The sequence below is a fragment of the Atlantibacter sp. RC6 genome (assembly GCF_014193285.1).
Lineage (GTDB): Bacteria > Pseudomonadota > Gammaproteobacteria > Enterobacterales > Enterobacteriaceae > Atlantibacter.
The window spans coordinates 39,624-64,342 of record NZ_JACHZE010000008.1 but is presented as its reverse complement, the minus strand read 5'-3'; the positions used below and the strand labels follow the sequence as shown (position 1 = coordinate 64,342).

20 protein-coding genes are annotated in these 24,719 nt (G+C 54.1%); 11 read left to right on the top strand and 9 right to left on the bottom strand.

Features of this window, described 5'->3' with window-relative positions:
- Positions 1 to 109: 109 nt before the first annotated feature.
- The 4 genes from topA to FHW74_RS16895 all read left to right on the top strand — a co-directional run bounded on the left by topA (position 110) and on the right by FHW74_RS16895 (position 4,483).
- Positions 110 to 2,716, top strand: a complete 2,607-nt coding sequence (gene topA / locus FHW74_RS16910; RefSeq protein WP_183171540.1) for a type I DNA topoisomerase — start codon at positions 110 to 112, stop codon at positions 2,714 to 2,716.
- A 190-nt stretch (positions 2,717 to 2,906) separates the two neighbouring features.
- Entirely contained in the window at positions 2,907 to 3,881 is a 975-nt protein-coding gene (cysB, locus tag FHW74_RS16905) for an HTH-type transcriptional regulator CysB (protein ID WP_183171539.1), read from the top strand.
- Positions 3,882 to 4,191: 310 nt separating this feature from the next.
- Positions 4,192 to 4,320, top strand: a complete 129-nt coding sequence (locus tag FHW74_RS16900; protein WP_203124826.1) for a YmiA family putative membrane protein — start codon at positions 4,192 to 4,194, stop codon at positions 4,318 to 4,320.
- A gap of 1 nt (position 4,321) precedes the next feature.
- On the top strand, positions 4,322 to 4,483 hold the full coding sequence (locus FHW74_RS16895) for a hypothetical protein (RefSeq protein WP_183171537.1): 162 nt from the start codon (positions 4,322 to 4,324) through the stop codon (positions 4,481 to 4,483).
- A 77-nt stretch (positions 4,484 to 4,560) separates the two neighbouring features.
- Here the strand turns inward: FHW74_RS16895 and FHW74_RS16890 are convergent, their stop codons facing one another.
- Positions 4,561 to 7,218 carry a beta-N-acetylhexosaminidase gene (locus tag FHW74_RS16890; protein ID WP_183171536.1) on the bottom strand — a complete coding sequence of 886 codons (2,658 nt, stop codon included), beginning with the start codon at positions 7,216 to 7,218 and terminating at the stop codon, positions 4,561 to 4,563.
- A 57-nt stretch (positions 7,219 to 7,275) separates the two neighbouring features.
- Positions 7,276 to 8,673, bottom strand: coding sequence for an OprD family outer membrane porin (locus FHW74_RS16885; protein WP_183171535.1), 1,398 nt, complete (start codon positions 8,671 to 8,673; stop codon positions 7,276 to 7,278).
- Between the two features lie 497 nt (positions 8,674 to 9,170).
- On the opposite strand from FHW74_RS16885, the gene acnA reads away from it, so the two are divergent.
- Complete coding sequence (gene acnA / locus FHW74_RS16880; RefSeq protein ID WP_183171534.1) at positions 9,171 to 11,846, top strand: aconitate hydratase AcnA; 2,676 nt, start codon at positions 9,171 to 9,173, stop codon at positions 11,844 to 11,846.
- 46 nt (positions 11,847 to 11,892) lie between these two features.
- Here acnA and ribA read toward each other — a convergent pair whose 3' ends face one another.
- The gene (ribA, locus tag FHW74_RS16875; RefSeq protein ID WP_161658841.1) at positions 11,893 to 12,486 is read right to left on the bottom strand and encodes a GTP cyclohydrolase II; all 594 of its coding nucleotides are present in this window, start codon (positions 12,484 to 12,486) and stop codon (positions 11,893 to 11,895) included.
- 203 nt (positions 12,487 to 12,689) lie between these two features.
- On the opposite strand from ribA, the gene pgpB reads away from it, so the two are divergent.
- The 5 genes from pgpB to yciH all read left to right on the top strand — a co-directional run bounded on the left by pgpB (position 12,690) and on the right by yciH (position 16,323).
- Positions 12,690 to 13,451 carry a phosphatidylglycerophosphatase B gene (pgpB, locus tag FHW74_RS16870; RefSeq protein ID WP_183171533.1) on the top strand — a complete coding sequence of 254 codons (762 nt, stop codon included), beginning with the start codon at positions 12,690 to 12,692 and terminating at the stop codon, positions 13,449 to 13,451.
- 152 nt (positions 13,452 to 13,603) lie between these two features.
- Positions 13,604 to 13,909 (top strand): LapA family protein, encoded by a 306-nt coding sequence (locus FHW74_RS16865; protein WP_183171532.1) that lies wholly within the window; start codon positions 13,604 to 13,606, stop codon positions 13,907 to 13,909.
- A 4-nt stretch (positions 13,910 to 13,913) separates the two neighbouring features.
- Complete coding sequence (lapB, locus tag FHW74_RS16860; protein ID WP_183171531.1) at positions 13,914 to 15,083, top strand: lipopolysaccharide assembly protein LapB; 1,170 nt, start codon at positions 13,914 to 13,916, stop codon at positions 15,081 to 15,083.
- A 182-nt stretch (positions 15,084 to 15,265) separates the two neighbouring features.
- Positions 15,266 to 16,000, top strand: coding sequence for an orotidine-5'-phosphate decarboxylase (pyrF, locus tag FHW74_RS16855; protein ID WP_183171530.1), 735 nt, complete (start codon positions 15,266 to 15,268; stop codon positions 15,998 to 16,000).
- A complete protein-coding gene (gene yciH, locus FHW74_RS16850) occupies positions 15,997 to 16,323 on the top strand; it encodes a stress response translation initiation inhibitor YciH (RefSeq protein ID WP_183171529.1) in 327 nt (108 codons plus the stop codon). Before pyrF ends, yciH begins: the two co-directional genes overlap by 4 nt.
- 108 nt (positions 16,324 to 16,431) lie before the next feature.
- Here the strand turns inward: yciH and osmB are convergent, their stop codons facing one another.
- The 3 genes from osmB to FHW74_RS16835 form a co-directional block, all read right to left on the bottom strand.
- Positions 16,432 to 16,647 (bottom strand): osmotically-inducible lipoprotein OsmB, encoded by a 216-nt coding sequence (osmB, locus tag FHW74_RS16845; RefSeq protein WP_183171528.1) that lies wholly within the window; start codon positions 16,645 to 16,647, stop codon positions 16,432 to 16,434.
- Between the two features lie 254 nt (positions 16,648 to 16,901).
- Positions 16,902 to 17,660, bottom strand: a complete 759-nt coding sequence (locus tag FHW74_RS16840) for a DNA-binding transcriptional regulator YciT (RefSeq protein ID WP_183171527.1) — start codon at positions 17,658 to 17,660, stop codon at positions 16,902 to 16,904.
- A gap of 176 nt (positions 17,661 to 17,836) precedes the next feature.
- The gene (locus FHW74_RS16835; protein ID WP_183171526.1) at positions 17,837 to 18,019 is read right to left on the bottom strand and encodes a hypothetical protein; all 183 of its coding nucleotides are present in this window, start codon (positions 18,017 to 18,019) and stop codon (positions 17,837 to 17,839) included.
- A 209-nt stretch (positions 18,020 to 18,228) separates the two neighbouring features.
- Here FHW74_RS16835 and FHW74_RS16830 point away from each other — a divergent pair, with 209 nt between their 5' ends.
- Entirely contained in the window at positions 18,229 to 19,098 is an 870-nt protein-coding gene (locus FHW74_RS16830) for a crotonase/enoyl-CoA hydratase family protein (RefSeq protein ID WP_183171525.1), read from the top strand.
- Here the strand turns inward: FHW74_RS16830 and pdeR are convergent.
- From pdeR to FHW74_RS16815, 3 genes are all read right to left on the bottom strand, one after another.
- The gene (pdeR, locus tag FHW74_RS16825; protein ID WP_183171524.1) at positions 19,095 to 21,086 is read right to left on the bottom strand and encodes a cyclic di-GMP phosphodiesterase; all 1,992 of its coding nucleotides are present in this window, start codon (positions 21,084 to 21,086) and stop codon (positions 19,095 to 19,097) included. The genes FHW74_RS16830 and pdeR overlap by 4 nt on opposite strands.
- A 299-nt stretch (positions 21,087 to 21,385) precedes the next feature.
- Positions 21,386 to 23,320: an exoribonuclease II gene (locus FHW74_RS16820; RefSeq protein ID WP_183171523.1), complete on the bottom strand. Its 1,935-nt coding sequence runs from the start codon at positions 23,318 to 23,320 to the stop codon at positions 21,386 to 21,388.
- Between the two features lie 100 nt (positions 23,321 to 23,420).
- Entirely contained in the window at positions 23,421 to 24,581 is a 1,161-nt protein-coding gene (locus FHW74_RS16815) for a carboxymuconolactone decarboxylase family protein (RefSeq protein WP_183171522.1), read from the bottom strand.
- Positions 24,582 to 24,719 lie beyond the last annotated feature (138 nt).

The following is a 24,719-nucleotide window of genomic DNA, read 5'->3' as shown; positions in this document are numbered from 1 at the left end:
AGCAGGGTTGAATTCCTTTACGGCTATCGCAATATATCCCGGCGTATGGCCCGGTAAAGTGAATTATCGTGCGACGTCATTTGGAAGAATCAACCAGGTAAAGGTGAATATGGGTAAAGCTCTCGTTATCGTTGAGTCCCCGGCAAAAGCCAAAACGATTAACAAGTATCTCGGCAATGACTACGTGGTGAAATCCAGCGTCGGTCATATCCGTGATTTGCCGACCAGCGGATCAACCCAGAAAAAGAGCGCTGACTCTGCCTCCACCAAAACGGCTAAAACCGGCAAAAAAGTCAAAAAGGATGAGCGCGGTGCGCTCGTCAATCGCATGGGCGTCGACCCGTGGCACGACTGGGAAGCACAGTACGAAGTGCTGCCGGGCAAAGAGAAAGTTGTCTCCGAACTGAAATCGTTGGCTGAAAAGGCCGACCACATCTATCTCGCAACCGACCTTGACCGCGAAGGGGAAGCCATTGCATGGCACCTGCGGGAAGTCATCGGCGGCGACGACGCCCGCTACAGCCGCGTGGTGTTTAACGAAATTACCAAAAATGCGATTCGTCAGGCGTTTGAAAAGCCGGGCGAACTGAATATCGACCGGGTAAATGCTCAGCAGGCGCGCCGTTTTATGGACCGCGTGGTGGGCTATATGGTTTCTCCGCTGCTGTGGAAGAAGATCGCCCGCGGCCTGTCTGCGGGGCGTGTGCAGTCCGTTGCGGTACGTCTGGTTGTCGAGCGCGAACGCGAAATCAAAGCCTTTGTGCCGGAAGAGTACTGGGAAGTGGATGCCGCGCTGACCACGCCGAAAGGCGATGCGCTGCAGGTCGAAGTCACTCATCAGAACGACAAACCGTTCCGCCCGGTTAACCGCGATCAAACCATGGCGGCGGTAAGCCTGCTGGAGAAAGCGCGCTACACCCTGCTGGAGCGTGAAGATAAGCCGACCAGCAGCAAACCGGGCGCGCCGTTTATCACCTCTACGCTGCAACAGGCGGCCAGCACGCGTCTCGGTTTTGGCGTCAAGAAAACCATGATGATGGCCCAGCGCCTGTATGAAGCGGGCTATATCACCTATATGCGTACCGACTCCACCAACCTGAGTCAGGACGCGGTGAACATGGTGCGCGACTATATTAAAGACCAGTTCGGTAAAAAATATTTGCCGGAGTCGGCCAATCAGTACGCCAGCAAAGACAACTCGCAGGAAGCGCACGAAGCTATTCGTCCGTCCGATGTGAATGTCGTGGCGGAGGTGCTGAAAGATATGGAAAGCGATGCGCAGAAACTGTATCAGCTGATCTGGCGCCAGTTCGTAGCCTGTCAGATGACGCCGGCGCAATACGATTCCACCACGTTGACCGTGGAAGCGGGAGATTTCCGCCTCAAAGCGCGTGGTCGCACCCTGCGTTTCGATGGCTGGACCAAAGTGATGCCAGCGCTGCGTAAAGGCGATGAAGACCGCACGTTACCGGCCGTTGAGCCGGGCGACGTATTGTCGCTGGTCGAACTGACCCCGGCGCAGCACTTCACCAAGCCGCCTGCGCGCTTTAGCGAAGCGTCTCTGGTGAAAGAGCTGGAAAAACGCGGTATTGGTCGTCCGTCTACCTATGCGTCGATCATCTCCACCATTCAGGATCGTGGCTACGTGCGGGTGGAAAACCGTCGTTTTTACGCCGAAAAAATGGGCGAGATCGTCACCGATCGTCTGGAAGAGAACTTCCGTGAGCTGATGAACTACGACTTTACTGCCCAGATGGAAAGCAGCCTCGACCAGGTGGCAAACCATCAGGCGGAATGGAAAGCGGTTCTCGACGACTTCTTTGGTGATTTTACCCGCCAGTTGGATACGGCGGAGAAAGATCCGGAAGAGGGCGGTATGCGTCCTAACCAGATGGTACTGACCAGTATCGACTGCCCGACCTGCGGTCGCAAAATGGGCATTCGTACCGCCAGTACCGGGGTATTCCTCGGCTGTTCCGGCTATGCGCTGTCGCCGAAAGAGCGCTGCAAAACCACCATCAATCTGGTGCCGGAAAACGAAGTGCTCAATGTGCTGGAAGGTGACGATGCCGAAACCAACGCGCTGCGCGCCAAACGTCGTTGCCAGAAATGCGGCACCGCGATGGACAGCTACCTGATCGATCCGAAGCGTAAAATCCACGTCTGCGGCAACAACCCGACCTGCGATGGCTACGAAATCGAAGAGGGTGAATTCCGCATCAAAGGCTATGATGGCCCGATTGTGGAGTGCGAGAAGTGCGGTTCGGAAATGCATCTGCGTATGGGTCGCTTCGGTAAGTACATGGCCTGTACTAACGACGACTGCAAAAACACCCGTAAGATCTTGCGTAACGGCGACGTTGCGCCGCCGAAGGAAGATCCGGTTCCGTTGCCGGAGCTGCCGTGCGAGAAATCCGACGCCTACTTCGTGCTGCGTGACGGTGCGGCGGGTGTGTTCCTGGCCGCCAATACCTTCCCGAAATCGCGTGAAACCCGTGCGCCGTTAGTGGAAGAATTGTACCGCTTCCGCGATCGCCTGCCGGAAAAACTGCGTTATCTGGCTGATGCCCCGCAGAAAGACCCGGAAGGTAACCCGGCGGTGGTTAAATTCAGCCGTAAAACCAAACAGCAGTACGTCTCTTCAGAGAAAGCGGGCAAAGCCACTGGCTGGTCAGCGTTTTATGTCGACGGTAAGTGGGCCGAAGGCAGTAAGTAACCTGCTGTAAATGAAACTAAAAAAGGGCTGGAGAAATCCGGCCCTTTTTATTTATTGCGGCGTTATTATTTATTTTCTCCATCTATACACAGAAGCTATAAATGATATAGTGGTTATAGTTAACCTCTTTTTTAGACTGATTCGGTCTTAATCATCGTCAGAAGGCGCGAGCAGCGCGGATGGTCCTGCCATGAAATTACAACAGCTTCGTTATATCGTTGAGGTGGTCAATCACAACCTTAATGTCTCGTCGACAGCAGAAGGGCTGTACACGTCCCAGCCCGGCATCAGTAAGCAAGTGCGCATGCTGGAGGACGAGTTAGGGATCCAAATCTTCGCCCGTAGCGGCAAACATTTAACCCAGGTCACGCCAGCAGGGCAGGAGATTATCCGTATCGCCCGGGAAGTGCTGTCGAAAGTCGACGCCATCAAGTCCGTGGCGGGGGAACACACCTGGCCTGATAAAGGGTCGCTGTATGTCGCCACCACGCACACTCAGGCGCGTTATGCGCTGCCAGGCGTGATTAAAGGCTTTATCGAGCGTTATCCGCGTGTTTCCCTGCATATGCATCAGGGGTCGCCCACCCAAATCGCTGAAGCGGTATCAAAAGGCAACGCAGACTTCGCCATCGCTACCGAAGCGCTGCACCTGTATGACGATTTAGTGATGCTGCCGTGCTACCACTGGAACCGCTCGATTGTGGTCACGCCTGACCATCCGCTGGCGTCTAAAGAGTCGGTGAGTATAGAGGAGCTGGCGCAATATCCGCTGGTGACCTACACCTTTGGTTTTACCGGACGTTCGGAACTGGATACCGCCTTTAACCGCGCCGGGTTGACCCCGCGCATCGTGTTTACCGCCACCGATGCCGATGTGATTAAAACCTATGTACGCCTCGGTTTAGGGGTGGGCGTGATTGCCAGTATGGCGGTTGATCCTGTTGCCGATCCGGACCTGATCCGCCTGGATGCCCATGACATCTTCAGCCACAGCACTACCAAAATTGGTTTTCGCCGCAGCACGTTTTTAAGAAGCTATATGTACGACTTTATCCAGCGCTTCGCCCCGCATTTAACCCGTGATGTGGTGGATACGGCCGTTTCGCTGCGCTCTAACGAAGATATCGAAGAAATGTTCAAGGATATTAAATTACCGGCTAAATAACGGATGACTGGATAAATAATATCAATGAAATTAACGGTAACCGTTAATTACTCTCATTAAAAACCCATGCGTTCTGCATGGGTTTTGTGTCTCTACCGGACGACAAAAATAGAAAACTATTTTCACTTCGGCAAATCCCAACGTTCAATTATTTATTTGACGTCAAAAGATTGATTATTTAGCTTGAGATATCACGTAAATCCGCTGGATTTTTTAGTACTTTTTAATTAGGATTTATCTTACCGTTTGATTAATTCTGACTATTGTTTGGTGAGAAATGATAAGCACTGTCGATTGTATGAGGAGCCCGATGTCTTCCGAAAGCCATCAACCCCAGCGCGATGCGCACCTGAAACGTAAAGCGTGGCTCGCGGTGTTCGCACTGTCTGCCCTGTTTTGGGTAGTGGTGGGCGGGCTTGCCTGGTACATCTGGGGATAGCATGGTATCAGAAGAGGAAAAGACGACGGGCATTGATGCAGACCGCGAAGGCGAGAAGCAACAGAAACAAAAAACAACCATCCCGAAATCATGGACTCTGACCAAACAGCAAAAAGCCTTTATTGATTTGTTTTCGCAAGATGATGAGACAAATAACCAATAACAGCCATAAGTAATATTGCCACTATTTGCAAAACCCTCTGAAATTTCCAGAGGGTTTTTTCTTTTCGGCGAGTAGGTTTATTTTGCCACTACCGTTTCGCGACTCACGCGTTGGCCTTGCTGACTTGTTGAACGTAAAAGGATATTTCCTGTCGCGTCGGTCCGCATGTTGGCGTTGTAGCGCTGCCAGCTCTGCCCGCCATCCAGAGAGTATTCAATGGGCGTACCGGGAAGCGAACTGTTCGCCTTGAGTTGCCCATTCACTATCCGCGCGCCCGGAACCGGGATACGGTACTGGATGCCGGCCTTTTCAAGCTTCGCCAGCTCGCGCTGCCCCATAAGATTCGCGAAACGCTCCCACTCTTTGTTAAGCGACGCCACATCCACAAAATGGCTTTCACCGCCTTTATACTCGCGTCCGGTCTGATAATCCTGCTCCCAGCCAGCCCGATGCCAGGCGCGCTCCGCCACGGAAATCAGTCGCGGGTAAATCATGTACTCCATTTGCTTATCGGTACGCACCACTTCACTCCACAGTTGCGCAGACAGCCCATAAGCGCCGGGCCAGGGCTTATCCGCTTTGGCGGTAAAGGCGTTGCCGTCGCGATCGACTGAAGTTTCGGCATTCTGCGGGAGGTTATCGGGTGCAAAAGCGAAGATTTTGCGTTCATCGCTGAACCGCGTTCCCCAGTAATAGCCGCTTTCTTGCGGATTCACCTCATTAGGGAAATCAAGATAGAGGTAATCCGGGCTGGACACCACTACCCGGAACCCTTTATTGGCCCAGTCATTCGCGGTATCGAAACCGCCCCAGTAAAGCGTATCCCAGAAGTTGACGTTTACGTGGTCGGTTCCGAACGTGCTGGCGTCTTTGGCATCTTTCAGCCCATCCTGCCACGCCTGCATGGCGGTGATGCCATGCGCTTTCACCAGCTTGCTGACTTCAATGCCAAAATAGCTGGAGAGGTGGTCAACGTCAGCGACTTTTCCCTCATTAACCATCCGCTGGCAAGAAGGGGATTTGGCCCAGGGTTTATCCTGCTGGCTTTGGTCAATCACGCCTTTTCCGGCTTCAGGATGCGCGCGATCGGTGTAGCCGGTGCCGAGGTAGATATTTTTTGCTTCATCGCCGCCAAAGTGCCAGGTATTCAGCGGAACACCTGCCTCTTTGTGCATCTGCTGAATTTCGCCAATCACCTTATCCACGAAGCGGCTGGAGGCGGGCAGGCACGGGTTGAGATAGCCGGTGCGGTTGTAATACTGCACGCCGGTGGTGTTAGAGGTGTCGCCCGGCTCCAGCAGCCGGTACTGTTCCGCTTGCTGTGTTTTACCTTGCTGATTTAGCCTGTCATAGCGCGCTTCCATAGCGATAATGGCCGCACGGGCGTGAGCGGGCATATCAATTTCCGGGATCACCTCGATTTGCCGCGCGCCGGCGTATTTCAGGATCTCAATGTAATCCGCACGGGTAAAGTAGCCGCTGCCGTTGTTGTCGCTGTCTGGCCCGGAGCCAAGCTGCGGCAATAGACAGGTTTTTTCAGTCAGATCGTGGCAGCGTTTAGCGCCAACTTCGGTCAGCTCCGGCAAGCCGGGAATTTCAAGACGCCATCCTTCATCATCGCTGAGATGAAAGTGGAATTTGTTGAGTTTATAGGCGGCCATTTGATCCAGCAGGCGCAACACCGCCGCTTTGGAATGAAAATTACGCCCGACATCCAGATGAATACCGCGGTAGGCAAAGCGCGGGGCGTCTTTGGCATCCAGGGTGGCGATAACGGGGGCGCCATGGGCGGGGATCAGCGACAGCAACGACTGAAGCCCGTAAAACACGCCTGCCTGGTCATAACCCGTTATGACGGCCTCTTTGTTGCCAATGTGCAACTGGTACGCGCCGCTGACCGCCTCTTTGCCGCTAAACGCGCCGGGTGAAATTTCACTGCGGATGGGATAGCTGCCATCCGTTTTCACGCCAAACAGCGCAAAACGGCTTTCAATCGCCTGCTGAGCAGGCATTGCGAGTGCGCCAGGCTGCAATTGAACGCCCTTGCGCAAATCAACATCTTGCGGATGAATGTCCAGCTGAAGCGGCGTGGGAATGATTTGCCCGCGCAGTAACCGGTTATCCAACACATGCAGATCGCTGTTTTTGTCAAAACGCGTCTGCGCGGTCATCAGGATATTTTTATCGTCCGGGATACGCTTCCATTGTTCCCCCAGCGGCGTAACGAACTGCGTCAGATCTTCGGTATCGGTGTTAGCGATAATTTTTGGTGTCGCATGGTCGGCAGTCACATACCAGCGCGGCAAAATATCGGTAATAAATAGCTGCCAGTATTCGTTAATAATGGGAATGTCGACGCGCTGTCCCGCCGGGAAGCCGGTGAATTTGTCGGTGGGCTCCAGTTTATGTAAATCACCCATAATATGGCTGACCTTAAACTGATCGTTCTCAACCTGCAGAATGCGGCGAATACTGTGGAAATAGATAGTCCAGGATTTATCCGTTACCGCCTCGCCGTTATTGACCAGCGTAATCGTCGCTTTATTGCAGGAAGCCCAGTCGGCGCCTAATTTTGCGCAATCAATGCCGTGCAGGGCGGCATGATTATCATTGACGGTATAGTTCAGGGTAAACCGGCTGATTTGATCGACCGTTTGCTGGCCTGCGGCGACAGCCGCACCGTTTAGCGACGCCAGAATCGTGGCGGCTAATACACTCAACGCTAATTTATTCATTGCAAATTCCTTATGATGTCCGCTATTTACGGCGTTATCGCGCCTGAGCGGCAAATATCAGAAAATTGTGAACGGGGCGATGACCATGAATTTCACGTCGCGTTCGTCCTGAAAAATATTTCCGTATCCGCCGCCGTAACTGGGGATGTCGGAATGGTTGTCATACTGCGTGAAATGGAGTTTAAACAGGGTGCCTTTAGCGCGGCCTTGTTGCAGCGTGTAGCTGGCATCCAGGCTGTATGCGGACTCTTTCAGCCGGTAATCGGCATCATAGTACCCATCGCTGGTGGGGGCGGAACTGGGCTTCGCATCCCAGGCGTAAACATAAGAGCCGCCAACCGCAAACCCGGCTAAATCCCAGTTGCTCAGATCGTACATTGCGCCAACGTACACGGCCTTTTCACCGTTGGCGTTAAAGTCGGAGCGGTTATCCCACCAGATATCGAGGCGGCCGTTGGAGGAAGCATAGGTTGGCGTCATACGTTGCAGGAAATAGCCCTGTTGGCCGTCAGCCTTAACCCAGGTGCCTTCGAGACGCAAATCCACCTGCCCGAGCTTATAGCCGAAGGTCAATGCCTGAAGCCACGCGGTACCGTCATAAATATCGTTAATGCCGCCGTTATCCACTTTATCGCGCGTGCCATAAAACTGATAACTGGTGGTCAACGGGTTTTTGCTGATAGGCCATTTGTAGCTGGCTTTAGCAAAATATTGATCGACATAGCCCTGCGCCTGTCCAAAGGCGGCTTCCAGTATCAGATCGTTTTTAAAATCATATTTCGCGCCAACGGAATGGAGATAGTCCACATGGGTGGTTTTATCGTTCTGATAAAAATCATCCATTTCCAGATGCCACGGCGATTTATATTCGTTGGTCCACATATACGAGAAGCTCAGCGCGCCAGCATCGCCGTAGTCAAAATTCGCGCCTGCCTCTGCGCCCTGATAGGTGCCAGGCATAAAACTCCAGTGCGGTGCCAGTAGCGTCTGGCCGGTTGGCTGAATATAACCGGCGCGCGCCCACACCGGGCCCAGTTTCATTTTCGCCGCAGCCTTATACAGGCTTATGCCGCTTTTATCCCCGGACCAGTCCTCGTCATACGCTTTATTGCTTGAGGAGAAGGCGATTTCGTTAGGATGCGCGCTGTCTCCCGCTTCTGCCATTTCAAGAGCAGTAAATGCCGCGATATCCAGACCAAAAACATCATTGATATAACCCGATTGAAAATCCAGGTTCGCGTTCCAGGTGGCATGGGAAAGATTGGTTTTGTATTTATCTTCGATAACATCTTTGCGGTCGCGCTCGCGCTGCCAGTAATAAATACCGCCCGTTAATGTTGAGTCTTCAACAAATCCTGCAGCGACGGCGTGGGGAATGAAAAAGCCGGATGATCCTGCGCTCAGGCAAAGTAACGCCCAGCCGAAGGCACGTCGTTTATTATTAAACGAATGCATAATAATTCCTTTTAAAATAATGAGAGAATAGAGGTATCAATTTTCTGAAATTAAAAATGATCTACAGGTGCGTGAATTCCTTTGTGGCGATGAAGTACATCAACCTTATTTTTCGCGACGCGAATTATCAATAGCCTTTAAGCAAGATATTTTGGCTTTATGATGTGGCGCACAAATTCTTGCTATTTAAGCGCGGATTTATGTTTTGGGATTGGTTTAGAATTATTATCTTAATATTTGCGTTAAATTATATTTTTATAATGTTATAAATTATAATTCTAGTTATTAATGCTAAATCTTGAGAAGGCAATCATTCAGCCAGATGCTGGGTTTATTATCATTAATTCGCATCGCGAATAATATCATTAACCCCCCATCTGTGCCGTCGATTTATCAATTTGGGTTGTTATCAAAACGTTACGATATGTATGTGTTATCTTTAATACAAACCCTGATTATCGTCAGGGTATCGCATCTCAGCTATTAAGGAGGAGCATATGTCGTCGACACTACGCGAAGCCAGTAAGGATACGCTGCAGGCACTCGATAAAACTTACCACTATTACAGTCTGCCGCTGGCTTCCAGGGTACTTGGGGATATTTCGCGCTTGCCCAAGTCGTTAAAAGTGCTGCTGGAGAACCTGTTGCGCTGGCAGGACGAAGATTCCGTTACCCATGAAGATATCGTGGCGCTGGCCGGTTGGCTGGAAAACGCCCATGCCGACCGGGAAATAGCCTACCGCCCGGCACGTGTGCTGATGCAAGACTTTACCGGCGTGCCCGCGGTAGTGGATCTGGCCGCCATGCGTGAAGCGGTAAAACGCCTGGGCGGTGATGTTTCTAAGGTGAACCCGCTCTCGCCGGTGGACCTGGTCATCGACCACTCGGTGACGGTTGACCATTTCGGTAACGATGACGCGTTTGAAGAGAACGTGCGTCTGGAAATGGAGCGCAACCATGAACGCTATGTGTTTCTGCGCTGGGGACAGCAGGCGTTCAGCCGTTTCAGCGTGGTGCCGCCGGGCACCGGCATTTGCCACCAGGTAAACCTGGAGTATCTCGGTAAAGCGGTATGGAGTGAATTGCAGGACGGCGAAATGGTGGCCTACCCGGATACGCTGGTCGGCACCGACTCCCACACCACCATGATTAACGGCCTCGGCGTCCTCGGCTGGGGCGTGGGCGGCATTGAGGCGGAAGCGGCTATGCTCGGCCAGCCGGTTTCTATGCTGATTCCGGATGTGGTGGGCTTCAAACTCACCGGTAAATTACAGGAAGGGATCACCGCCACCGACCTGGTGCTGACGGTGACGCAAATGCTGCGCAAACATGGCGTAGTGGGAAAATTCGTCGAGTTCTACGGCGATGGCCTGGACGATTTGCCGCTGGCGGACCGAGCGACCATTGCTAACATGGCGCCGGAATATGGCGCGACCTGCGGGTTTTTCCCGATTGACGGCGTAACCCTGAACTATATGCGGCTCAGCGGGCGCAGCGAAGAGCAGGTGGCGCTGGTGGAAGCCTATGCCAAAGCCCAGGGTATGTGGCGCAATACCGGTGATGAGCCGGTGTTCACCAGCACGCTGGCGCTGGATATGGCCGAGGTACAGGCGAGCCTTGCCGGGCCGAAACGCCCGCAGGATCGCGTGGCGCTGAATGAGGTGCCTGCCGCGTTTGCCGCCAGCAACGAGCTGGAGGTCAACCGCAGCCAGAAAGACCGCGAACCGGTGGATTATGTGATGAACGGGCAGCAGTATCAGTTGCCTGACGGGGCGGTGGTGATTTCCGCGATCACCTCCTGTACCAACACCTCCAACCCCAGCGTGCTGATGGCCGCCGGGCTGCTGGCGAAAAAAGCAGTTACCCTGGGGCTTAAACGCCAGCCGTGGGTAAAAGCCTCGCTGGCCCCGGGGTCGAAAGTGGTGTCTGATTATCTGGCCCAGGCGAAGCTGACCCCTTACCTCGACGAACTTGGCTTTAACCTGGTGGGCTACGGATGTACCACCTGTATCGGTAACTCCGGGCCGCTGCCGGATCCTATCGAGCAGGCCATCAAAAAAGGCGATTTAACCGTGGGGGCGGTGCTTTCGGGTAACCGTAACTTCGAAGGCCGCATTCATCCATTGGTTAAAACCAACTGGCTGGCCTCACCGCCGCTGGTGGTGGCTTATGCGCTGGCGGGCAATATGAACGTCAACCTGGCCACCGATCCGCTGGGCCATGATAAAAAAGGCGATCCGGTCTATCTGAAAGATATCTGGCCGTCATCGCAGGAGATCGCCCGGGCGGTAGAGCAGGTTTCCACCGATATGTTCCGCAAAGAGTATGCCGAAGTGTTCGAAGGCACCGACGAGTGGAAATCCATTGAGGTTGAACGCTCTGATACCTACGGCTGGCAGGATGATTCGACCTATATTCGCCTGTCGCCGTTCTTCGACGAGATGCTGGCGGAGCCGAAGCCGGTTGAGGATATCCACCAGGCGCGCATACTGGCGATGCTGGGCGATTCGGTCACCACCGACCATATCTCCCCGGCAGGCAGTATCAAACCCGATAGCCCGGCAGGCCGTTATCTGCAAAGCCACGGGGTAGAGCGGGGCGATTTCAACTCTTACGGCTCTCGTCGTGGTAACCATGAAGTGATGATGCGCGGCACCTTTGCTAATATCCGCATCCGCAACGAAATGGTGCCGGGCGTAGAAGGCGGAATGACGCGCCTACTGCCAGGCGATGAAGTGATGTCGATTTACGACGCGGCGATAGCCTATCAGGCCAAATCCACTCCGCTGGCGGTGATTGCCGGGAAAGAGTACGGTTCCGGATCCAGCCGCGACTGGGCGGCTAAAGGCCCACGTCTGTTGGGCGTGCGGGTAGTCATTGCCGAATCGTTTGAACGAATCCACCGTTCTAACCTGATTGGCATGGGCATCCTGCCGCTGGAGTTCCCGCAGGGCGTGACGCGTAAAACGCTGAATCTGACCGGGGAAGAGCAGATCGACATCAGCGGGTTGCAATCGCTGACGCCGGGCGCGACGGTGCCAGTGACGTTTACCCGGGCCGATGGCCGTAAAGAGGTGGTGGATTGCCGCTGCCGCATCGATACCGGCAATGAGCTCACCTATTACCAGAACGACGGCATCCTGCACTTTGTCATACGCAATATGCTGACTTAAAAGCAAAAGGCCTGCAAATGCAGGCCTTTTTGATCGTCTCGAAAACTCAGTCGCGGGACAGAAGATGGCCCATTTTCGCGGCTTTGGTATCCAGATAGTGTTCGTTGTTTGGGTTGCGCCCCACAATCAGCGGCACGCGTTCGACGATATTGATCCCCGCCTCGCTGAGGATTTCCACTTTGCGTGGATTATTGGTCAGCAGTCGGACTTCATTGACGCCCAGCAGCTTGAACATATCAGCACACAGGGTGAAATCTCGCTCATCAGCGGCAAAGCCGAGCTGGTGATTGGCTTCCACGGTATCGTAACCCTGGTCCTGTAACGCGTAGGCACGGATCTTATTCAGCAGGCCAATATTACGGCCTTCCTGACGATGGTACATCAGGATGCCGCGGCCCTCTTCAGCAATGTGGGACAGCGCGGCTTCAAGCTGAAAGCCGCAGTCGCAGCGCAGGCTGAACAGCGCATCGCCGGTTAAACATTCGGAATGTACGCGTGCCAACACCGGCGCGTCGCCAGTAATATCGCCGAACACCAGTGCGACATGATCGTGACCGGTAGCCAGTTCTTCAAAGCCTACCATCAGGAAATCGCCCCAGGGGGTTGGCAATTTGGCTTCCGCCACACGTTTAAGCTGCATGTGATTCTCCGGATCGTTATAGGGCGTTTTCACGCCAGCCATTATTTTGGCTTTCTGTTATTGACGCTATTTTGCCACAATGCACTGCCGTTCGCCTACTGTGAGCCCGGTCACGCAAATGTTAAGCGCACAAAACGGACGGTAAATGGGTGAATGTTAAATTTTCGGTTATCCTTGTGTGACAAAAAGAGGAAGGAGAGGTCATGCTGTCGATTGCTAAGCGCACCACCTTTGGCGCGGGATTGTTATTGGTGATGCCGCTGCTGGTTTGGATCTCCGGCTGGCAATGGGAGCCCACCGCCGGCTCATGGTGGCTAAAGGGCATGTTCTGGATCACCGAAACCGTTACCCAACCCTGGGGGATCATTACGCATGTGCTACTCTGCGGCTGGTTTTTATGGTGTTTGCGTTATCGCCTGCGCGCTGCGGTTGTGCTATTCCTGATCTTAGGCGCTGCCATTTTGATTGGGCAGGGCGTCAAATCCTGGATCAAGGATTCGGTACAGGAACCGCGGCCTTTTGTTATCTGGCTTGAAAAAACGCGCCACGTTCCGGTAGACGACTTCTACAATTTAAAGCGTAAAGATCGCGGGCACTTAGTCAAAGAGCAGTTGCAGAACGAGGCGAGCATTCCGGGCTGGTTACGCAAACACTGGCAGAAAGAGACCGGTTTTGCGTTTCCTTCGGGTCATACCCTGTTCGCCGCCAGCTGGGCACTGCTGGGCGTGGGGCTGTTATGGCCGCGCCGCCGCACCATTACGCTGGCGGTGCTGTTAGTGTGGGCCAGCGGCGTGATGGCCAGCCGTATGTTGTTGGGTATGCACTGGCCGCGTGATCTGGTGGTCGCCACGCTGATTTCCTGGCTGCTGGTCACACTGGCGGTTTGGATAGCGCAGAGATTATGTGGGCCATTCACGCCGCCGATGGAAGAGAAAAAAGAGATCGCGGAACGCGAAAATGAATAGCGTTGGCTTGAAAAGCGGGTGTCAGAACCGCATTTATTCCCTTTGTGATGGCGTATTCTGATTTCCCGATTAGCCAGGAAATGTTAATTTATAGCGTTACAAGAAAGGGTTGAACACGATTTATTCGCTCAAACCACATAACGGGAAGTAATGTGAAATATTTACTCATTTTCTTACTGGTATTAGCGATATTTGTCATTTCCGTCACGCTGGGTGCGCAAAATGACCAGCAGGTAACCTTCAATTATCTGCTGGCTCAGGGTGAATATCGTATCTCTACACTACTGGCCGTGCTGTTTGCGACGGGGTTTATCATTGGCTGGTTAATCTGCGGGCTGTTCTGGCTGCGGGTACGCGTGCAACTGGCGCGTGCCGAGCGCAAAGTTAAGCGCCTGGAAAACCAGCTCTCTCCGCTGCCGGAAACCACGCCGCCTGCCGCGCCAGCGGTAAAAGGCTGATTCGATGCTGGAACTGTTATTTCTGTTGCTGCCTGTTGCCGCCGCCTATGGCTGGTATATGGGGCGCAGAAGTGCACAACAGGCGAAGGATCAGGAAACCAACCGCCTTTCCAGGGACTACGTCGCTGGGGTTAACTTTCTGTTGAGCAATCAGCAGGACAAGGCGGTTGATCTGTTCCTCGAGATGCTGAAAGAAGATACCGGCACCGTTGAAGCGCACCTGACACTCGGTAACCTTTTCCGCTCGCGCGGGGAGGTTGATCGGGCTATCCGTATTCATCAGACTTTAATGGAGAGCGCCTCGCTGACCTACGAACAGCGCTTGCTTGCGGTACAGCAACTGGGCCGCGACTATATGGCCGCCGGGCTGTATGACCGTGCGGAAGAAATGTTTGGCCAACTGGTGGATGAAACTGATTTTCGCATCAGCGCGCTCTCACAGCTTCTGCAAATTTATCAGGCGACCAGCGACTGGCAAAAAGCGATCGACGTGGCCGAACGGCTGGTGAAGCTTGGCAAGGAAAATCATCGCGTAGAGATTGCCCATTTCTATTGCGAACTGGCGCTGCAACTGATGGCCAGTGACGAGATGGATAAAGCGCTGGGCCTGCTGAGAAAGGGCGCCGCCGCCGACAGCAACAGCGCGCGCGTCTCTATCATGATGGGGCGCATTTACATCAATAAGCAGGACTATGCCAAAGCGATGGAGTCGCTGCTAAAAGTGATTGAGCAGGATCGCGAGCTGGTGGGTGAAACCCTGGAGATGCTGCAAACCTGCTACCAGCAGTTGGGCAAGCACGAAGAATGGGCGGAATTTTTGAAACGCTGCGTTGAAGAAAACACCGGCGCGGTGGCGGAATTAATGCTTGCTGAGCTGATGGAGCAACAAGAAGGCTCCGATGCGGCGCAGGTGTATATCACCCGTCAACTGCAGCGTCACCCGACGATGCGGGTCTTCCATCGCCTGATGGATTATCACCTCAACGAAGCGGAAGAGGGCCGTGCCAAAGAGAGTCTGCTGGCGCTGCGCGATATGGTAGGCGAGCAGATGCGCACCAAACCGCGCTATCGCTGCCAGAAATGCGGTTTTACCGCCTTTACGCTGTACTGGCATTGCCCGTCCTGCCGGGCCTGGTCCACCATCAAGCCCATTCGCGGTCTGGATGGACAATAATTTTTTTAACCTATCAATTTAGTTACAACATACTTTAAAATCCCAAGGCAGCCTGACGCGACACCGTGCCGGTCTTTGTCGGGCAGGGCGTTAAGCGCCTGTAAATTTTCAGGCGCCGCAGGTAGAATGCTTGCCGTTTATTGTTTCGCGCCTTATCGGTGCCCCTATCAGAAGGTCTGGTCATGACGCTACTTGCCTCCACTTCCCGTTCTGCGACTGATTCACCGATTGTGGTTGCCCTGGATTACGATAACCGCGACAAAGCGCTGGCCTTTGTCGATCAGATCAATCCGCAGGATTGTCGGCTCAAAGTCGGCAAAGAGATGTTCACCCGGTTTGGACCGCAGCTGGTGCGTGATCTCCATAGCCGCGGATTTGACGTGTTCCTCGATCTTAAATTCCATGATATTCCCAACACGGCGGCGAAAGCCGTGGCGGCAGCGGCGGATCTGGGTGTCTGGATGGTGAACGTTCATGCCAGCGGCGGGGCGCGGATGATGCAGGCTGCGCGCGAGGCGCTGGTGCCGTTTGGCCAGGACGCGCCGTTGCTGATTGCCGTAACCGTGCTTACCAGCATGGAAGCCAGCGACCTGGCGGATATCGGCATCACGCTTTCTCCGGCGGAACATGCTGAGCGTCTGGCGCGCTTGACGCAGCAGTGCGGTCTTGACGGCGTGGTCTGTTCGGCGCAGGAAGCGGTGCGTTTTAAATCGGCGCTGGGTAACGCCTTCAAATTAGTGACGCCGGGTATCCGTCCTGAGGGCAGCGCGGCGGGCGATCAGCGGCGGATCATGACGCCACAACTGGCGCAACAGGCGGGAGTGGATTATATGGTGATTGGCCGCCCGGTGACCCAGTCGGAAAACCCATCACAAACCCTGCGCGATATTCTGGCCAGCCTGCGGGAGGCACAATGAAAGACGACAACAGCCGGTTAGTCTACTCCACCGAAACCGGGCGCATTGATGAGCCGAAAACGCAACCTGAGCGCCCGAAAGGGGATGGCATCGTGCGCATTCAGCGCCAGACCAGCGGACGCAAGGGGAAAGGCGTCTGTTTGATCAGCGGCATTGATGAAGACGACGCCACGCTGAATAAAATTGCGGCTGAGCTGAAAAAAAAATGTGGCTGCGGCGGTGCGGTAAAAGACGGGATTATTGAAATTCAGGGTGATAAGCGCGATGTAATCAAATCGTTGCTGGAAGCCAAAGGGATGAAAGTTAAACTGGCGGGCGGATAAAATAATATGGCCACGGAAATTACCGTGGCCATTAATTTCGACTGCCGTATAGCCTAACGTCAAATACTGTGTGTTCTTTACGTTAAAGCATTATTCTTGACATTATTATTAGTCAATCTGATGACCGATAATACCGCCAACCGCTGCACCGCCCAATGTACCCAGGGTGCTGCCATCAGTGAGTACGGAACCGCCAATTGCACCGGCGCCCGCGCCGATTGCGGTGTTACGATCGCGTTTAGACCAGTTAGAACATGCGCTCAGAGACATAACCAGCGTAACAGCGAGCATTGCAGCAGCGGTTTTTTTGTAATTAAATGTCATAATACTTTCTCCTGAATAATTGATTCACGGAAGGAAGTCACGCCTTAAGTATAGTGGCTCTCTGCCAAATAAAGCGTCGATCCGTGAAACGGGGTTGCGTCAGGTAATTCACATCACGCAGGTGATAGTTACTTCCTGTGATATCGCTACAGTAATTTTAAATTCTTTGTAACATTGATACAGGTAAATAGTCCTAATTGGACGATGGGAATAGTCTCAGAGAGAAGGCCCACATCACGCGCAGGCCCGAAATATTACGCGGCGGGGAATTGGGGGATTAAGTTTACTTCAAGCCCGGTGCTCCGCAGGTGATGCAAGGCGTCGGGTTTAATCCCGTCATCGGTAATGACGCGGCTAAAACTGTTGGCTGGGCTGAGCGTATAGGGATGCACCGCGCCAAATTTTGAACTGTCGGTCAGGACAATAGCTTCGCCGCCTTTTTCAAGCACGGCGTTGACCACATCGGTGCGCATCATATCCCGTCCGGTGAAGCCGGTTTCTGGTTGCCAGCCGTCGATGCCGATAAAGGCTTTGCTGAAATGCACCTGACGCACGTACTGGCGGGTCAGGGGGCCGACCATGCTTTCGCTTTTCTTTTGATAGATCCCGCCCAGCAAAATAACTTCGCAGTCCGTTTCTTTGAGCAGATGCGCAATGTAGCCGCTGACGGTAATCAGAGTGACGTTTTTCTGTTCGGCGAGAGTGCGGGCCAGTAACGCGTTGCTGCTACCGTTTTCGATAAACACGGTTTCACCGTCATTCACCAGCGAAGCGGCGAATTCTGCCAGACGACGTTTCAGGGCGTAGTTATTCAACATCCGCGTTTCCACATCGTCGCTGTCCAGCGGGACGGCATAGCCATGCGCGCGGCGCAAATAACTGTGTTTCTCCAGCAGATTCAGATCCTGGCGAATCGTCACTTCGGAAACCCCGGTGGTTTTCGCCAGGTCGGAGACGCTCATGCGGCCCTGGTCAATGACCATTTGCAAAATTATTTGTTGTCGAGAATTCATATCAGCAAGTTTAGCGTGGCTAAGCCATCTATCGGTAAAGCCTGCCGTCCTGAGCAATTCATGAGCAAGCAGGGCGGCAGCGCGAAAAGTTGAGTGTGACCGTTTACGCGCAGCGATTCAACGATAAAATATATCCCGATCAGGATACAGTCGGGTTTAGTACGGTTACGCAGCGACTATATTTCCCATGGCGCTTTGGGCTGAGAGGGGTATTCATCGCCGCGCTCCTGGTCCTGCGCCAGTAATTCGGCTTTCAGAATTTCGAGATTATTAATGGCGGAGTGGTAGTCACCGGCCACCAGAATATCCAGCACGGTGTCGATTCGATGGGCAAGGGCTTTGGCGTCGAGCGTTGACATGATGCGTCCTTATTCATTAAGCAGTCACCATGATGCTAAAAAGCGCCGCAAAAGAGAAGCCTTGATACCGTCTTTAAACCAGTCTTAACCAATTATTTGATCCTAAAACATAAAGAATAATTATAAATAACCGTAATCACTCACCGACGTAATTGCCTTGAATTAGTCTTTCTCTGCGGTTATCGCATTAACATAACAGAGGAATGACTATGACAGTTCTTAATCACCCCACCTGTAAATTATTCACCGATCCTGCACGTTTTACCCAGCTCAGCGGCTGGTATGAAGAGGAGCGTCGTACCGTCTGGATGATGCTGCGGGCGCAGCCGCGGCCCTGCTTTAATCATGCCCTGATTGAAGAGATCATGAACCTGGGTTATCTGGTGCAGAAAAGCGAGTATAAAGTCGATTTCTGGGTGACCGGTTCTCTGGTTCCCGGTATCTACAATGCAGGCGGCGATTTGCACTTTTTTGTCGATTGCATTCGCAACGGACGGCGCGAAGCGCTGCGCGCCTATGCGCGGGCCTGCGTGGATTGCGTACATGCGGCCTCACGGGGTTTTGATACCGGCGCGATTAGCCTTGCCATGGTCGAAGGCAGCGCGTTAGGCGGGGGATTTGAGGCGGCTCTGGCGCACCATTTTGTGCTGGCGCAGCGCGACGCGCGCCTCGGTTTCCCGGAGGTAGCGTTTAATCTCTTCCCGGGGATGGGCGGTTATTCACTGGTAGCCCGGCGGGCAGGGATGCGGCTTGCGGAGAATCTCATTTTTACCGGCGAGTCGCACACTGCCGAATGGCATCAGCAAAACGGCCTGGTGGATGAGTTATTCGAACCGGGGCAGAGTTATATCGCTACCCGAACCTTTATCGATACGCTGCAACCCCGGCTTAATGGCGTGCGCGCGATGCTGCGCGCCCGTCAGCGGGTACTGATGCTGCCGCGCGCTGAGTTGATGGATATTACTGAGGACTGGGTGGAGGCGGCATTCTGCCTGGAGCCAAAGGACATCGCCTATATGGAAAGGCTGGTGCTGTTGCAGAATCGCCACACCACCAGTGCGTTGCGTAAAGCCAGTTAACGCATCATTCGGGTTTGATAACGTTTGAGCCAGCGCTCGAGTGCGGCAGCGGGCATTGGCTTAGCAAATAAAAAACCTTGCCGTTCATTGACGCCGTTCTTAGTCAGAAAGGCGTCTTCTTTTGCGTTTTCCACGCCCTCTGCAATTACCTGCAAATTCAACGCCTGGGCCACCGCCACAATCGCGCGCACCAGTGACTGCGACACCGACTGCTTGTGAACATTGCTGACAAAGGTCTGGTCGAGTTTGATTGCGTCGATGGGGAAGCGCGCCAGTTGCGACAGTGACGAATACCCGGTCCCGAAATCATCCAGATGAATCTGCGCCCCGAGGCTGCTGAACTGTTGGATGACCGATAGCGCCAGTTCTTCGTTTTCAATTAAACAGCTTTCGGTGAGCTCCACATCGATGGGGCAGTATTCAAAATCCAGATCCGCCAGCGCCTGTTTTAAATCGGTAAAAATGGTTTGATCGGCGAGTTGGCGCGCAGAGACGTTGACCGCCACCCGCAGATTCAACCCCTTATCGCGCCATTTTGCCACCTGGCGCACCACATCGAGCATCACCCAGCGCCCAAGCGGCACAATCAGCCCGGATTCTTCCGCGTAGGCAATAAAATCCTGCGGCTGGATCATGCCGCGCTCCGGCGATTGCCAGCGCACCAGTGCTTCAACGCTGCGCACTTCGCCACGCCAGGTTATCTTCGGCTGATAGTGAATAACCAGTTGATCGTTATCCAGGGCTTTGCGCAGGTTAGTATCGAGCCACAGATACTCAAACACCCGCTGGTTCATCTCCGGTGAGAATACGCAAAACTTGCCGCGCCCGCCTTCTTTAGCGGTATACATGGCGGTATCGGCATTGCGGATCACGCTCTCATGATCCAGCCCGTGCTGGGGCGCCAGGGCGATGCCCAGCGAGCAACTGGTATAAACCTCGATAAGCCCGATGCGAAACGGCTGCTTCAACCGGGTAAGAATGCGCGACGCCATGGCTTCCAGCGCGCTTTGGGAGGTGTCGTTGGCCAGCACGATAAACTCGTCGCCGCCGAGCCGCGCCAACACCTGGCCCTCTTCCAGACAGCTTAATATCGCCAGCGAAACCGACTGGAGAAGCTGATCGCCAAACAGATGCCCATAGGCGTCGTTTACTTTTTTGAAATTATCCAAATCCAGATATACCACGCCGACTTGGGTTTCGCCGCGTTGAGTAATCGCTTCGGTAATCATTTCATAAATGGCGTTGCGGTTGGGCAAGCCGGTAACCGTATCGGTATTGGCTAATACCCGTAAACGCTCCTGGGCGCGGCGCTCTTCAGTAATATCGGTGCCGGAGCAGATAAGAAAAATTTCATTCTTACCGCTGCCGCTGTGGACAAATTTATTGCGGAATAAAAATAGCCGTTGCCCTTTGCGGGTTTTTATCCAGCGCTCGACTTCATAAGAACTGCCATCACGGAAGAACATGGATATATTCTGGCGGGACGCTGCGGCTTCCGACGGGCTCATAAATAATTTATACACATTCTGGCCGATAACTTCGTGCTCTTTTAGCCCGGTGTATTCTTCGCACAGTCGATTAAAGCGTTGGATATTTCCCATCTTATCGAGAATAACGATCACCGAATTCGCTTCAGACACCACCTGTTCGGCGAATGACAGCCCCTGAACTAAATCCCGGGCGACGGAAGGGGTATCATTCCACGCGGAGGCTGTCCCCGCCCATTCACGCCGGGAGATTTTTCGCCCCACCAAATGTAATGGCATGGTCACGCCGAAAAGGGAAATGTTCAGAGTGACGCTGGAGGTAATCACCGTCATTTCGCGTATTTGCAACGCCTGTTCCGGCGTCAGGCTAATAACCTGATTGCTGTCGCCATTTTCCGTGGTGGATAATTGCAAAGCGTTACTATCCAGTGGCAGTCGCCAGTAAGGGCTGGCCGTTCCCAAATAGCGATACAGCAAGTTTTGTTCCAGGTCATCTTTCATGGGTTCTCCTGAACACCGTTTCATCATCGCAACCGCTGAATTTTATAGCGAAAATTAAGGGTTACTGGCAAGCAGGATTAAGACGTCAAAAGTTTGTTTTCGGAGAAGTTAATTAATTTAGCGTGGCAATGTGAAGTGTAGCACTATCCGCTTAGTTCACCGTTTTTAATGAATAACAACACTAAAGGCTATTTTAGCGGTCACTTTCAGCCGAAACGGGAAGCAGCAACAGCATTCATGGGCTGCTTTCGCGGTGAAAATCTGGAATGACTCCCCGGCGCAAACCGGGGAGAAAGGTACTATGCTGCCGGACGCGCGATGACGCTACGGGTTTCCATGCGTACTTCCGCGATGGTCACATCAATAACGTCAGTGACCTTGTAAGCCACTTCGCCCTTAATTTGTACGGTGCCGTTTTCCTGGCTGCATACCAGCTCGTCGCGCACCGCATGAAGGAACGGCGCGGGGATAAACGCGACGGCGCCATTATCCACCAGACGCACGCGCATACCGCCGCGGCTAATATCAATAATTTCTGCCGCAAAACGGGTATCGGTCCCGGCTTTATCCTTCAGGAAACGGGCATAAAGCCAGTCGCCGACGTCACGCTCAGCCATTCGGTTGGCGCGACGGCGCTCTGCCATCGGCGTCAGGACATCATCCTGCGGACGCTCTGCGGTTTCGCCTTTGATGATGGCTTTCAGCAGGCGATGGTTGATCATGTCGCCATACTTACGAATCGGCGACGTCCAGGTGGCATAGGCTTCAAGGCCAAGGCCAAAGTGCGCGCCGGGTTCGGTGCTGATTTCCGCAAAGGACTGGAAGCGGCGGATGCGGCTGTCCAGGAAACCGGTGGGCTGGGCGTCCAGTTCGCGGCGCAGTTTACAGAAGCCTTCCAGCGTCAGCACTTCCTGGGCATCAACATGCATACCGTGAGATTGCAGCAGAGTAGCCAGTTGCTCGGTATTGGCCGGATCGAAACCAGCGTGAACGTTGTAAATGCCGAAGCCAAGCTTGTCACGCAACACGCGCGCGGCGCAGACGTTGGCGGCGATCATCGATTCTTCAACGATGCGGTTGGCGATACGGCGCGGTTCAGCCACGATATCCAACACTTCGCCTTTTTCGCCCAGCACAAAACGGTAATCCGGGCGGTCCTTAAACACCAGCGCATGTTGGTGACGCCAGCTGTTGCGGCGTTCGCACACCTGTTGCAGCAGGCGGATCTGCCGGGCAATCGCCTCGCTTTCCGGTTGCCACTCGCCGCTGTTTTCCAGCCAGTCGGAGACGTTGTCGTAGGCCAATTTGGCTTTGGACTCCACGGTGGCGGCGAAGAAACGAATATCATCGGCGATAGCGCCGTCCTGCTGGATCACCATGCGGCAGGCCAGCGCCGGACGCGATTCATGGGCGCGCAGCGAGCACAGGTCGTCTGACAGTTCGCGCGGCAGCATCGGGATATTAAAGCCAGGCAGGTAGTTGGTAAACGCGCGGACTTTCGCCATACCGTCGAGTTTACTGTTCGGCGCAATCCATGCGGTGGGATCGGCAATCGCCACGGTCAGCGCCAGGCTGCCGTCTTCACCCTGTTCAACGTACAGCGCGTCGTCCATATCTTCGGTGCTGGCGCTGTCGATGGTGACAAAATCCAGTGCGGTGAGATCTTCGCGCACCAGGCCTTCATCCAGCATCTCTGTCGCCACGCCGTTCGGCGCTTCACGTTCCAGATTGTGGCGCGCCAGCGTCACCCACCACGGGGCGAAATGGTCATCGCCAAAGGTGATGTACTGGGTGAGTTCCGCATAGAAACCGCGATCGCCTTTTAGCGGGTGGCGGCGCATTTCCGCCACTGCCCAGTCGCCGTTCTGGAACTCATGCTCAACATTCCGGGCAGCGCGGCAGGAGATAACGTCTTTAATCAGGGGATGATCCGGTACGATGGAGAGACGGTCGTCTTTTTTTTGCACCCGGCCAACGAAGCGGGTCAGGAAAGGTTCGATCAGCGTTTCGGGTTCCGCGCTCTCTTTCTCTTTTTCAGTGTGAATCACGGCGCTAATCCGGTCGCCATGCATCACTTTTTTCATCTGCGGCGGCGGAATGAAGTAGCTTTTTTGCGCGTCAACTTCGAGAAAACCAAATCCTTTTTCGGTGGCTTTAACCACGCCTTCGGCGCGCGGTGTTTGGGAATGCAGTTGCTGTTTAAGCTGCGCTAGCAGCGGGTTATCCTGAAACATATATTCGCATTTTCGTGGCCAATTGAGCGGCTGACAGTTTTACGCGATTCCGGGGGTGTCAGCAAGCGCTCTTTAGCCTGAAATCGCAAGTGCAGGCGGTTTATGCGACATCGCCAAACCCCAGTTTTAGCCGGTTGAGCCAGCCGCAAAATCCTGCCCAAATCAGTAAGCGTAACGCCTGATCGGTCGAGAATCCCTGTTCGATTAACGGCTGGAGATGCGTCTCACTAAAGCGGTCAGGCGCGCGAGTCAGCCACTGGGTCGCCTGGATAACGGCCCGCTCCGCCGGATGATGATGGCTCCAGGCATTGAGGGCCCGTTCGCCGTTGCGCACCGCGTCCACCAGGCCCGCGTCGCCGCGCCATGCCTGGGCTGTATCGTTAAAACAGGCAACGCTGCCGTTGATCCGGGCGCTGACCAGCGCGGTGAGGCTGGCGACAGGGTGGATATCCTGCGCAGGCTGCAACTGCTTAGTGAGTTGCACAAAAGGCTCCAGCGCCAGCGGATCCTGAATCAATAAACCCGCCAGTTCGCGCAACAGCGGCTGTTGAGCGCATAGTAACGCGCGTTCTGAAAGCCGCTCATTAGCTAGCGGCACGTCGTATTGAGGGAAATCGGCGCGCCAGATCGCCGGCGTTTGATGAAACCGTTCCATGGGGGCGTCCTGCTGAATATCAAAACCGGGCAGCCAGCGTACCGGTATCCCCATCGCGGCCTGAAACGCCGCAACGACCCGCGCCTGAAAACCCACGAAGCCGATAATCTGGTTAAAGGCGACGATATCTCCGGTGGACAGCCCGGCCTCTTCGAGCTGGCGGCGCAGATTGCTGTCAATCAATGTCGGCTGGCTGGCAAGCTGGCGGGCGTACTGGGTGATCAGCGTCAGGCGGCGATTGCTTTCGCGGGAGGAGTCGGGGCCGGGCAAAGGGGTGAGGCGAGCGGCGTAATGATTACACAGCCGCTGTACGCCATACACCTGCGCCACCGTGAGCGCGGTGCTCAGGCGGTCATAGCTGCTCAGGGTATTAAGCCGGTTGGGTACAAGATGTTCGGGGAAAAACAGCGCGCTGAGCTTACGGGCAGTGGCCAACCATAACCGGTGCGGAGCCAACAGGGCGTCATCTACCGCTAAATCAAGCAAAAAACGATCCTGGACATAGGCAGCTTCCGGTACCAGCGATACCACATCATCAGGAAGGCGGCTTGACTGAGTTTCATGATACCAGTGGTTACGACCGGTTTCGCGGCGGCGTTGTTCCATGAGCTTTCCTTGAAAAAATGAAAGATCCGAGCCCGGTCGGCTGACCGGGCCTGGTTCGCAGCCATATCCTGGCGTAAGGGCAACGGCCCACAAAAGATTGTTCAGTGATATTTAAGATCGGAAAGCTATAAACAGGGG